Annotated in this window: 11 protein-coding genes, 1 tRNA gene and 1 pseudogene; 7 read left to right on the forward strand and 6 right to left on the reverse strand. The window is 70.4% G+C overall.

Annotated features, from left to right (window positions below; genetic code table 11):
* Positions 1 to 224 precede the first annotated feature (224 nt).
* Positions 225 to 992, reverse strand: a complete 768-nt coding sequence (locus ACIBIW_RS17410; RefSeq protein WP_399336925.1) for a hypothetical protein — start codon at positions 990 to 992, stop codon at positions 225 to 227.
* A gap of 167 nt (positions 993 to 1,159) precedes the next feature.
* The gene (locus ACIBIW_RS17415; protein ID WP_399336927.1) at positions 1,160 to 1,510 is read right to left on the reverse strand and encodes a metallopeptidase family protein; all 351 of its coding nucleotides are present in this window, start codon (positions 1,508 to 1,510) and stop codon (positions 1,160 to 1,162) included.
* A 301-nt stretch (positions 1,511 to 1,811) separates the two neighbouring features.
* Between ACIBIW_RS17415 and ACIBIW_RS17420 the strand changes: the two genes are divergently transcribed.
* The 6 genes and pseudogenes from ACIBIW_RS17420 (at position 1,812) to ACIBIW_RS17445 (ending at position 6,533) form a co-directional block, all read left to right on the forward strand.
* Positions 1,812 to 3,488, forward strand: a complete 1,677-nt coding sequence (locus ACIBIW_RS17420; protein WP_399336929.1) for a metallophosphoesterase — start codon at positions 1,812 to 1,814, stop codon at positions 3,486 to 3,488.
* 150 nt (positions 3,489 to 3,638) lie between these two features.
* Positions 3,639 to 3,711, forward strand: a tRNA-Glu gene (locus tag ACIBIW_RS17425).
* Between the two features lie 127 nt (positions 3,712 to 3,838).
* Positions 3,839 to 4,277 (forward strand): annotated as a pseudogene (locus tag ACIBIW_RS17430) (transposase family protein); the annotation flags it as partial.
* A gap of 192 nt (positions 4,278 to 4,469) precedes the next feature.
* On the forward strand, positions 4,470 to 4,655 hold the full coding sequence (locus ACIBIW_RS17435) for a hypothetical protein (RefSeq protein ID WP_399336931.1): 186 nt from the start codon (positions 4,470 to 4,472) through the stop codon (positions 4,653 to 4,655).
* Between the two features lie 415 nt (positions 4,656 to 5,070).
* Positions 5,071 to 5,433: a helix-turn-helix domain-containing protein gene (locus ACIBIW_RS17440; RefSeq protein WP_399336933.1), complete on the forward strand. Its 363-nt coding sequence runs from the start codon at positions 5,071 to 5,073 to the stop codon at positions 5,431 to 5,433.
* Positions 5,434 to 5,681: 248 nt separating this feature from the next.
* Positions 5,682 to 6,533, forward strand: a complete 852-nt coding sequence (locus tag ACIBIW_RS17445; protein WP_399336936.1) for a helix-turn-helix domain-containing protein — start codon at positions 5,682 to 5,684, stop codon at positions 6,531 to 6,533.
* Here the strand turns inward: ACIBIW_RS17445 and ACIBIW_RS17450 are convergent.
* Both ACIBIW_RS17450 and ACIBIW_RS17455 read right to left on the reverse strand, forming a co-directional pair.
* Complete coding sequence (locus tag ACIBIW_RS17450; protein ID WP_399336938.1) at positions 6,485 to 7,300, reverse strand: alpha/beta fold hydrolase; 816 nt, start codon at positions 7,298 to 7,300, stop codon at positions 6,485 to 6,487. The genes ACIBIW_RS17445 and ACIBIW_RS17450 overlap by 49 nt on opposite strands.
* A gap of 98 nt (positions 7,301 to 7,398) precedes the next feature.
* Positions 7,399 to 8,850, reverse strand: a complete 1,452-nt coding sequence (locus ACIBIW_RS17455; protein ID WP_399336940.1) for an MFS transporter — start codon at positions 8,848 to 8,850, stop codon at positions 7,399 to 7,401.
* A 491-nt stretch (positions 8,851 to 9,341) separates the two neighbouring features.
* On the opposite strand from ACIBIW_RS17455, the gene ACIBIW_RS17460 reads away from it, so the two are divergent.
* On the forward strand, positions 9,342 to 10,124 hold the full coding sequence (locus ACIBIW_RS17460) for a BTAD domain-containing putative transcriptional regulator (RefSeq protein WP_399336942.1): 783 nt from the start codon (positions 9,342 to 9,344) through the stop codon (positions 10,122 to 10,124).
* Between the two features lie 41 nt (positions 10,125 to 10,165).
* Here the strand turns inward: ACIBIW_RS17460 and ACIBIW_RS17465 are convergent, their stop codons facing one another.
* Both ACIBIW_RS17465 and ACIBIW_RS17470 read right to left on the reverse strand, forming a co-directional pair.
* A complete protein-coding gene (locus tag ACIBIW_RS17465) occupies positions 10,166 to 11,386 on the reverse strand; it encodes a beta-ketoacyl-[acyl-carrier-protein] synthase family protein (protein ID WP_399336944.1) in 1,221 nt (406 codons plus the stop codon).
* Positions 11,386 to 11,625, reverse strand: coding sequence for an acyl carrier protein (locus ACIBIW_RS17470; protein ID WP_399336947.1), 240 nt, complete (start codon positions 11,623 to 11,625; stop codon positions 11,386 to 11,388). The genes ACIBIW_RS17465 and ACIBIW_RS17470 overlap by 1 nt, the downstream gene beginning before the upstream one ends.
* Positions 11,626 to 11,705: the final 80 nt, after the last annotated feature.

An 11,705-nucleotide genomic window follows, 5' to 3' on the forward strand; every position in this document is an offset into this window, starting at 1 on the left:
GCACCTCAGCCCCGCTCCAGCCACCCCGCCCCGGCCCACCTAGGCCCACCCCCGCCCCCGCCTCTCCCCTGCCCCTCCGGTCCCGGCGGCAGCCGTACCCCAAAGCCCCGCCCCACCCAGCCGCCGCATATTCATCTCGCATATCCGCGCGTGAATCCCCGTAATTCCATCGCGTTGCCATTCCCCGTTACATCGGCCGGAATTGCCGAGGACAACCGGAATACTCAAATCCGCTGCGGAGAGGGGGACGGTACACCCCGGAGCGGGCGATAGGAGCCGCCTCCGTGGGCCGAGGCCGAGGGGCCCGGAGCGGGCGGATCGGACTGCGCGGCCGACGGCTCGGCGGGCGGAGTGGACCCGGGTCCTGGTCCTGGGCCGGGTCCGGGTCCGGAAGGGGGCGTGCCGTGGCCGCCGGGGTCGTGGGAGCCGCCGCCGGACCCCGTGGGCTTCGCGGACGGCCGTCCCCCACCGCCGCCGTGCCCGCCCTTGCCCCCGCCACCGGTCTCCGGGCCCGAACCCCCGCCCTCGCCCGGCTTCCCCTTCCCGCCGTCGTCGACCTTCCCGTCGCCCTCGCGCCCCTTGTCCCCGTTGTCGGCGTCATCGGCGTCATCTCTGTCGTCGCCGCTGTCGTCGCCGCCGTCGTCGGTCGCGTCCTCGGACTCGGAGGCGTCGGGCGAGGGCTTGTCCCGGTGCGCGCCGTGGCCCCTGCCGCCCGGCCGCTCGGCGCCCGCGGGCCCGACCCCCGGCGCGCCCGGGGCGCTGTCGGGCCCGGGCGCGGCGCCGCGCTCGGGGGTGGAGGCGGAGGACCCGGCGGGCTCGGTGCCGTCCTCGCTCCCCACACTCATACAGCCGCTCACCCCCGCCGCCGCGGCGACGGCCAGCAGCGCGGCGGCCGCCCGTACCCGCAGATGGGCGGGGAGTCGTACGAGCGGATGAGCGTACGGGCGGGTGGGCGGGTGGGGGGTACGGTCTTGCGCGTACGACGGACGCACGGGCCACCTCCGGGGCGCGGAACACGGTCGGCCTGCCCAACTCCCCGCCAGGTCCCGAGGACACGCACACCCCGCCCCCGCGCCCCGCCCCGACAGATCCGGAGGACCACCCGCGCCGCCGCGAGGACCGGGAGCCCCCAAGGAGGCCCCGTACCCCCCGGGGCGCCTCACCCGTAGCCGAGCGCGTGGAGCCGTGCGTCGTCGATGCCGAAGTGGTGGGCGATCTCGTGCACCACGGTGACCTCCGTCTCCGCGACGACCTCCTCGCGCGTGGCGCACATCCGGAGGGTGGGGCCCCGGTAGACGGTGATGCGGTCCGGCAGCACGCCCGCGTACCACTCGCCGCGCTCGGTCAGGGGCGTGCCCTCGTACAGCCCGAGCAGTTCCGGCTCGTCGGCGGGCGGCTCGTCCTCGACGAAGACCGCGACGTTGTCGAGCAGCCGCATCAGCTCCGGCGGGATGCGGTCGAGCGCCTCGGCGACCAGTTCCTCGAAGTCCTCGCGCGTCATCTCAAGCACTCGGCCATTGTCGGCCACGGCACGCCCCCGCCGCCCGGCAGCACGGGCCGCGGACCGGCCGCACCACGGCCACCGGGCCGACCCCGCCGACCTCCCCGACGCCGCACAGGACCCGCGGCACCCGTACACCCCATGGACTCGCGCGCCCCGTGGGCGCCACCTCCGTACCCGATCGGCCGCCCCCGCATCCGGTCATATCCAAACACCATCCGGCATAGCGACGAGCGGACTTGGGCATAAGGGATCAATGGCCCACGACCTCCCCGCAGTGGTCCGCCGCATAAGGAACGCACCCGTCGCCATGAGGCGATGGCGCGCTCCCCGTCCGTCCTCCCCCGGCCGCGGCACGCCCCCGGGGCCGGTCGCCCCCGAGCTGAAGGACCCCTTCACCCGTACGCGCCCGTTCGCCCGCGCGTTCGGCCTCGTCTGCGTGGTGCTGGCGGGGGCGTGGCTCGGGCTGCTGATCGTCGGGAGCGCGCAGGTGCGGGTGGGTCCGATGGACACGCGGATGGCGCTGCGCCCCTCGGTGACGGGCGGCACCCATGTCAACGTCTCGCCGCTCGGCTCCCTCGAACTGGACTCGCACACGGCGCCCATCCGGCTTGACGTGGATGTGGACCGGCTCGACCCGGTACGGGCGCAGGAGCTGGTGGAGCATCCGGAGCGGTTCTCCGGGCTCCAGGACGAGATCGCCGGCGATGTCGAGAGGGGCACGCTCGACCTCGCGGTGCGCTCCTGTGTGGCGGTGGTCGCCGGGGCGTGCACGCTGGGGCTCGTGGTCTACCGGCGCCCACGGCGCGCGCTGGCGGCCGGCGGCCTGGCGCTCGCGCTGCTCGCCGCGTCGGGCGGGACCGCGTACGCCACCTGGAACCCCAAGTCCGTACTCGAACCGAAGTTCGACGGACTGCTCAGCAGCGCCCCCTCGGTGGTCGGCAGCGCGCGCAGCATCGTCAGCGACTTCGACGTGTACCAGCACGAACTGGCGCGCCTGGTCACCAACATGACGAAGCTGTACGACGTGGCCTCCACGCTGCCCGCGTACCAGCCCGACCCGTCGACCATCCGGGTGCTGCACATCTCCGACGTGCATCTGAACCCGGCGAGCTGGCACATCGTGGCCTCGCTTGTGAAGCAGTACAAGATCAACGTGATCGTGGACTCCGGCGACACGATGGACCACGGCAGCGCCGCGGAGAACGGCTTCCTCGACCCGGTCAAGACCCTCGGCGCGCCCTACGTCTGGGTCAGGGGCAACCACGACTCGGCCACCACCCAGCGCTATCTGGAAAAGATGAAGAACGTCCATGTGCTCGACAACGGCGAGGCCGTGACGGTGGCGGGGCTGCGCTTCGCCGGGACCGGCGACCCGCAGTACACGCCGGACCGGTCGGTCAAGCCGATAGGGGACCCCGGGGAGCGGATGGCGGGCATCAGGCTCGCCTCCGCGATCCGCGACCAGGAGCGGGCGGGCACCCCCGTGGACATCGCGATCGCCCACGAGCCGGTGGCCGCGCGCGAGACGGACGGCACGGTCCCGCTGACCCTCACGGGCCACATCCACCACGCGGAGATGGAGGTACTGCCGCTGGGCACGCGGCTGCGCACGGAGGGCTCGACGGGCGGCAGCGGGCTGCGCGCGGTCGAGAAGAAGAACCCCGATCCGATCGAGGCGTCCGTCCTCTACATGGACCGCGACACGAAGCGCCTCCAGGCATGGGACGCGATCCGGCTCGGCGGCCTCGGCCTCTCCACGGCGGAGGTGAGCAGGCACCTCCCCCAGGAGAACACTCCCGGCGGCGGCCCCACCGACCACCCCTCCAGCCCCTCCAGCCCCTCGAACTCCCCGTCCTCCCCATCCACATCCCCCTCGGACTCCCCGTCCGCGCCTCCCCCGTCCCCCTCCGACCGGCCGTCGTCCCCCTCGACACCCCCCGCGGACTCCGCCCGGCACCGCTCCCCTACGCCGAGCACACGCTGAGCGCCTGCCCAGCCGCCCCGGGGCTGAGCCCCGCCCCCGGGGCTACGCCCCGCCACAAGCCCCCGCCGGAACCCTTTTGCCGATCCGTCCCGCCATCCCATATGCTTCTCACGTCCCCGACGCGCTGCACAGCGCCCAGGCGGGCCGATAGCCCTCATCGTCTAGCGGCCTAGGACGCCGCCCTTTCAAGGCGGTAGCACGGGTTCGAATCCCGTTGGGGGCACCGACAGCATCCGTGCAGCCGCGTCATCGGTAGCGGCTCTCATCCTGTTCGGCATGCTTTCTTCGATCCTTTCTGTTGCTTCCACGACATCGAACAACCGTGCCAGTAGATCTTGAGGGGCCGTCGCCAAGTTGAGGCGGACCAGCCCTTCTACTCCGGGAAACACAAGAAACTCGGCATGAACGTGCAGGTCCTCACCGATCCGTTCGGCCGACTGCTGTGGGCGTCACCGGCCCTGCCCGGAGCCGTCCACGACATCCGCGCGGCCCGCGAACACGGCATCATCGACGCCCTCGACCGGGCCCATGTCACCTGCTGGGCGGACAAGGGCTACCGCGGCGCCGACGGCACGGTCCACATCCCGTACTGGGGACGATGGGACACCCTCTCCCCAGGGCAGAAGGCGGTGAACCGGTCCCACACGAAGATCCGCGCACTCGTCGAGCAGGCCATGACGCCCCTCAAGAACTGGCGGCTCCCGCGCAAAAAGCCGGTGCTCCACCACTCGGATCACCGCCCTCGTCCAAGCCGTCCTCACCCTGCATCTGGCCAGCTCAAACCGATGATGGAAAAGGCTCACGGTCTAAAAGTGCAGCTCATTGGCTACTAACCGCACTGCTTGAGAAGTTCTTGGAGTTCGCTCGGGGCTACGGCCTGGCCTGCATCTTCGTCGTCCATCTTCTGTCAGACATCGACGACAGCCCGGAGACCCGCGCGGCTCTGAAGATGGCCGACACCATCGTGATCTACAGCCAGAGATGGCGGAAGCGGAAGCGACGGTGTCCCGACTGGGCCTGCCGTCCTGGACCGCGGAGCACATCGTGCGCCTGCGCCGTGGGATCGCGCTGTGGAAGGTCGGCGAGGTGATCTATCCGGGCGTCCAACACCTCCTGGTCGAGGCCGAACGGCACCTGTGCTTCTCCTCCGGGTCGATGCCGACCTGACCAGCAATCTGCCGGACGCCACAGGAGCGCGTACCGCCGCCCCTCCGCCGCTCGCCCTCCACGCAGATCCGGAGCACGCTCCTGTCGTGACCGCCAACACCCGAGGTACGCACCCTCACCCCGGACGGCTCCCCGGTGCCGATGGTCAGCGGGTACGGCGTCACGCCCCAGGGCGGCCCGTCCCTGCTGGAGCACGCCGACACGGTGATCGTCGCGGGGACCCACTGCCCGGACGTGATCGACGACGGCGTGGTGGACCCTCGGAATCGCGGAGGCACTGCGCGCGGCCCGGCAGCGGGGCCCGGTTGGTGTCCCTGTGCACCGGCGCGTTCGTTCTCGCGGCCGGCGGACGGCGGTCATCGATCCGTGCCTGCACCTGGTCAGGGAAGACCACGGCGACTCCGCGGCGCACCACGTGGCCCGCTACGGCGTCGTCGCGCCCGTGCGGAACGGCGGGCAGGCGCAGTACATCGAGCGCCCTGTCCGGGAGGACGCGGGAACCTCGACGGACGCGCGCTTCCGGCAGGAGGCGGGTCCCTCCCCCGCCGCCCGGCTCACCTCGGCCCGCCTGAAACACGCACGCCGCCTGCTGGAGTCGGCCGAACTGCCCGTGGACGACATCGTCGTGAGGGCCGGCCCGGGCAACGGCACGAATCCGCGTCAGCACATGCGGGACACTTTGGACACCACACCCTCCGCCTACCGCAGAACCTTCCGCTTCTCCCCCACCGCGCAGGGCCCGGTTCTCGTGGAGAGCCACAATGGGGCTCGGCGGTAGCGCCTGTCCCGATCGCGGTCCGGCTGTGCCGATATGAGTGTCGACGCGGTCGTATGAGTGTCGACGCGGTCGACGGGTCGCGGCCTTGCGTGCCTCACGTCTGAGCGGGTCCCTTCGTCCACGGCGCGAGCGGCGGCGAGGGAGGTTCGGAATCCGCACGCTGATGTCCGGTCGGGCACGGGGAGTTCAGCTCTTGGCCGAAGAGACGCCCGTGTGCCGAGGGGGCGATGTCAGTGGTGTTAATTATCATGGGGGACGTGACCAAGCCCACAAGTCAAAGCGGAGTCGGACCGCTCTTACGGGAGTGGCGTCGGCGCAGGAAGATCAGTCAGCAGGAGCTGGCGCTCCGTGCCGAGATCTCGGCACGGCATCTCAGTTTCCTGGAAACCGGACGCTCCCGGCCGAGCCGGGCGCTGGTGCACCGGCTCGCCGACAGCCTGGACGTGCCGCTCCGTCAGCGCAACACGCTGCTGGTCGCGGCGGGTTACTCACCGCTGTACCAGGAGACTCCGCTGGACGCGCCGCGGCTGAGGGTCGTACGGGAGGCGGTCGACCGTCTGCTCACGGCGCACGCGCCCTTTCCTGCTCTCGCCGTCGACGCCCGAGAAGACGTCGTGTCGATGAACCGTGGCACCGAGGCGCTGCTTTCGGAGGTGTCCCCGGCACTCCTCGTCCCGCCGATCAACGTGGTGCGGCTCAGCCTCCACCCGGAGGGCCTGGCTCGCCAAGTGATCAATGTCGACGAGTGGCGCAACCACATCCTCGGCCGGCTCTACCGGCAGTCGATGTACTCCGGCCGTGAGGAGCTTCGCGAGCTGTACGAAGAGGTGTCGGCCTACGGGCCGCCTCCGGAGAAGAAGGATTGCTCGGAGCTGTCGGACACCATCGTCGCCTCGATCCGCCTGCGCGCACTCGGCACCGAGCTGTGCCTGTTCAGCACCATCACCACCTTCGGTGCCGCTACCGACATCACCGTCTCGGAGCTGTCGCTTGAGACGATGCACCCGGCGGACGAACACACGGCGGCGGCTTTCCGCGCGGCCGTCGCGGATCAAGCCGACAGGAAGGACACGATGTCCTTGTTGAGCCGGTCGGCGTGAGAGGCGAACAGGCCGTGGGCGGCGCCCTCGTACCGGACGAAGGTGCAGTCCGGGATCAGGGCGGCCGTGCGCGCCCCGCACAGTTCCACCGGGGCCGCCAGATCGTCCTCACCGTGAACCACCAGCGTGGGCACCGGGACATCCGCGGTCTCCGCACGCTGGTCGGTACCGAACAGAGTGCGGCAGATCTCCACGGTGGCGCGGGGTGAGCTGTCCAGCGTCAGGCCGGACATCCAGCCGGCCAGTTCCGCCGACACCGGCAGACCGCGCCAGTCGCCCGCCGCCCCCGTGTAACAGGGAGCCTCGGCTCCGGCGAAGAACGGCCCGGCCAGTTCGGCCGCCCAGCGGGGCCGGTCGGACGCGATGGCCTCCGCCATCTCGACGAGTACGGCGGGGTCGACGCCCCCCGGGTTGTCCGCAGTGCGCATGATGAACGGGGTGGTGGGGCTGACGAGGACCAGCCTGCTCACCCGGTCGGCGCCATACCGGGCCAGATAGCGCACGGCCTCTCCGGCACCGACCGCACAGCCGACGAGGCTCACGTCCCGCAGATCCCTGTCTTCCAAGACCGTGGCCAGGTCGTCGGCCAGGGTGTCGTAGTCATAGCCCTCCCACGGCCAGTCCGAGCGCCCGCAGCCACGCCGGTCGTAGGCGACACAGCGCAGCCCTCGCCCGGCCAGCCAGGTGGCCTGGAACTCCCAGGCGCGTGAACCCATCACCCCGGGAGCCAGCAGTACCACCGGTCGGCCCGACCCCCAGTCCGTCACGTTCAGCCGTGTTCCATCAGTCGTCCGTACGTATGGCATGAGCGCTCCCTCGTGAATGTCGGGCCGCCGGTGCCGTCGCGACGGCGCCCCTGTGACGGTCAGTCCGCCGTCGCGCGCGGCATCGCCCAGACCATCGCCGAGGCGGCACAGCAGAACACGACGAGCGGGATGAGCGAGATGCTGAACGCGTGCGGGTAGTCGGCCGCCACCGCCGCGCCTCCGAGGGCGGGAAAGAACACCGTGCCGGCGATCGCCACACCGATGGCGGCGCCGCCTTCCTGCGCCGTGTTGACCGCCCCGGACGAGGAGGCCGCGTGCTCGGGCGCAGCGCCCGAGAGGACGAGGCCGGTAAGCGGGCCGGTGGTCATCCCCATACCCATCCCGGCGATGAGCAGGGATGGGATGAGCCACAGGATGGAGCCGTCGGTGCCGCTGACGCCCACGGTGACGCCGACCAGGACGTATCCGGTCGCGAGGGTGAGAGGGCCGCAGGCCACGAGTCGAGGGCCGAGGCGGGCGGCAAGGCGCGCCGACACCAGGGATGAGCCGAAGTACCCGGCGCCCAAGGCGAGAAAGAGCAGTCCGGACTCCAGCGGGGTGAGCCCGCGGCCGTCCTGGAGGTAGAGGGCGAGCAGGAAGAAGAACGAGCCCATCGCCAGGAAGTACGTGAGGGTCGCGGCGAGACCGATGGAGAACACCCGGCCGCGGAACAGTGCGGGGTCGATGAGGGGCCCCCGGCCCTCACGGCCTCGGCGAGACAGATGTGCGACGGCCAGGGCGCCCAGTCCCGCGGCGGCCACCAGGCACACCCAGCTCCAGACCGGCCAGCCCTGCTCACGGCCCTCGACGAGCGCGGTCACCAGCAGGGCGAGCGCGACCGTGACGAAAACGGCGCCCGGCAGGTCCAGGCGGGTTCCGTCGGCGTTACGGGACTCGGGTACCGCGCGCGGGACGAAGGCGAGTGTGACGAGGCTGATCGGCACGTTGATGAGGAAGATGACGCGCCAGTCCAGGCCGCCCAAGTCCGCGGTGATGAGCACACCGCCGATCAACTGGCCGAAAACACCGCCGAGTCCGACGACCAGGCCGTAGACGTTGAAGGCGGTCGCGCGGCCGGGGCCGTTGTAGACGGTGCCGAGGATGCCGAGGACCTGGGGGACCATCAGGGAGGCCGCGGCGCCCTGCACGATCCGGGCGACCACCAGCAGATCGGCGTTGGGCGCGAGGCCGCAGGCTGCCGAAGCAATGCCGAACAGGGCGAGCCCCAGGACGAACATGCGCCGACGCCCGAACAGGTCGCCGATCCGGCCCCCGGTGATCATCCCCGCGGTGAAGGCCACACCGTAGCCGACGATGACGAGCTGTGCCTGCGCGGAACTTGCGCTCAGATCGGCCTGGATGGCCGGAATCGCCACGTTGGCAATGAAGTAGTCAAGGACAGTCATGAACGTGCCCACCATCACGACCGCCAGAGCGCCCCAGGACGGCCCGCCGGCGGCGTCGTCGGCGCGCCCCTCTGTATTGGCGTACGAAGGTGCGTCTGACGTCATTCCTGGACTCCGCTCAGGGCCTGGGCTATGGACAAGAGACCAACCTCAAGCAAGGTCGGTAAAATCACACGCTTCCATCACAGGAAGCTTCCGGTCAATTACGTGCGAGGTAATGAAGCGATTCAGCCAAACGCCCGCATCGCCGTACCCAAAGCCTGTCCCATTCTTTCCCGCCGCTTCCGCTCGGGCCACAGCACCTGGGGCGTTCCGGCCATGCCCTACCACCCGAGAGAGCTACGTCTCCCCTCACCCCATCCACCAGAACCAGGGATGAAACGGGCACTATTGCCCGAAGCGACCCCAGGAACGGATTATTCCGATGGCGGGTATCAGCAGCCCGGCGGACGATATAGATGTGCGGCGCGCTCATCTGTGGCAGTGTTAATTGGGGGAAAATGATTCGCGCTCCTTTGCGGCGGCTGCGACAGCACACCACACCTCGTCTCGGCATTGGCCCAGTATCGGTACTCGCCCAGGGGGGACAGAGGACAGTGAAGTTCAGAATTCTCGGCCCGGTCGGCTACGACATCGAAGGCCAATTCCACGGCATGCGCGGTTCACGGCAGCGGACCCTGCTCGCGGCGCTGCTCATCAGCGGTGGGCGACCGGTGCCGGCGGAACAGCTCTACACGGAACTATGGGGAGAGAATCCCCCCGCAACGGCACACAACTCGCTTCAGGCGCACATCTATCGCCTGCGTGGAACGTTACAGAAACTTCCGGTGTCCGCCGCGAGACTTCCGCGCGTGACGACGCGAGCCTCCGGTTATGCCCTCGAAAACTGCACGGACAACCTGGACATGACTCTTTTCCGCAGCAGATTCGCTCAGTCGCGCAGCGTCGCCGGTGAGGACCCGCACGCGGCGTACAAACTCCTCGACGAGGCCCTGGAACTGTGGCGAGGGTCCCCGATGCAGGACGTGGCGGCAGGGCCCATGTGCCAGAGCGTGACCCTGCAACTCGACGAGGAGTACATGACGGCCCTGGAAGACAAGCTCTGGCTGAGCATCGGGTGCCAGGACCCGAACGACGTCATAGGGGAACTGAAGCGCATGAGTTCGGTGCACCCGTGGCGAGAGCGCATCACGGAGATGCTCATGCTGGCGCTGTACCGGTGCGGGCGGCAGGCCGAGGCAATAGAGGCTTACAACAACGCCCGTCGGCGGCTCGTCGACGAACTGGGCATGGAGCCGTCCCTACAACTGAGGCAACGCTTCCGGGACATACTCAACCAGGCGCCCTCGCTGCGGGAAGTCGGCCTGGGCGGCAGCTAAGCCTGCCGACGGGCCGGGAGCGGTGCGGAAAGCATGGCCCGTCACGGTCCGGTGAAGGCGAGAACCGCGTTCTGTCCACCGAAGCCGAAGGAGTGGCTGAGGGCGAGTTCGACCTTCGCGCTTGTGGCGGTCGTCGCGACCTTGATGTCGAGGCGTGGGTCGAGCGTCTCCAGTGATGCGGTCGGCGGGATGAGACCCCGCTCCATGGCGAGCACCGTGAGAACCGCCTCGACGGCCCCCGCGGCGCCCAGCAGGTGTCCGGTCACCCCTTTCGTTCCTGTCACCAGGGGCGCCCCTGCGAAAACCCTGCTGATCACCTGCCCCTCCGCCAGGTCGTTCAACGGTGTCGACGTGGCATGGGCGTTGATGTGCTGAACGTCGCCAGGGCCGGCGTCGGCGTCGGCGAGCGCCGCCCTGACCGCGGCCTCGACGCCACGGCCCTCGGGGTCGGGGCTGGTCATGTGGTGGGCGTCGGCCGACGCGCCGTACCCGGCGACCCGGGCACGGACACGAGAACCACGGGCGCGAGCATCGGCGGTGCGCTCCAGCACCACCACTCCCGCCCCCTCTCCGGCCACGAAGCCGTCCCGCCCGGCGTCGAACGGGCGGGAGGCGGTGGCCGGATCGTCCTCGCGCCGGGACAGGGCGCCCATGCGGGCGAAGCCCGTCATGACCAAGGGCGTGATCATCGCTTCGCTGCCGCCGGCCAGGACCACGTCGCAGCGGTCGAGGGCCAGCAGGTCACGTGCCGTGCCGATGGCGGTGGCGCCGGACGCGCACGCGGTAGCGACCACCAGGTTGGGCCCGGTGGCGCCGAACTCGATGGCGGCCTGCCCGGCCAGCATGTTGGGTAGCTGCATCGGCAGCAGCGTCGGGGACACCCTGGAGGGGCCCGCTCTCAGCAGTTCCCCGTGCTGGGCCTCCACCGTGCCGGGACCGCCGTCCGCGCAGCCCAGGACGACGCCCACACGGGCGCCGTCCCAGGTCGTCGGGGACAGCCCGGCGTCGGCGATCGCCTCCCGGGCCGCGACCAGCGCGAACCTGGTGAACGGGTCCAGGCGCAGCGCCCGCCGGGCGCCGAGCAGGGCGTCGGCGTCGAAGCCCGGGACCCGGCAGGAGAGCCGGACCGGGATGCCCGCCAGCGCGGGGTCGATGGCGGCGGTGGGTCGCCCGTCCCGGACGGCCGCCCAACTGGCCTCCGTGCCGACGCCGCCCGGGGTGACCAGGCCGAGCCCGGTGATCGCGGTGTCGACGCAAACCATCACACGGCCGCGATCCGCTGCTCGATGAGAGTCACCATCGACCCGATGTTCTCCGTCTCCAGGAGTTCGTCGTCCGACACGACGACACCGAACTCCTTCTCCAGCACCATCGCGAGTTCCACGACCGCGAGTGAGTCCAGCTCGACGTCGTCCCGGGTGGCGTCGGGCGTCACGAGTTCGGGCTCCACCTTGAGCTTGCTGACCAGGATGTCCTTGAGGCTGCTGAACACGTTCTGCATGGAGTCTCCTCAGTGTGAGTCGGCGAGGGGGGACGTGCGGGCGGGTCTGCCGCCCGGGCGGGGGGGGCGGTGCACCGGCC

Origin of the sequence: Streptomyces sp. NPDC050560, from assembly GCF_044457285.1 — a bacterium.
Taxonomy (GTDB): domain Bacteria; phylum Actinomycetota; class Actinomycetes; order Streptomycetales; family Streptomycetaceae; genus Streptomyces.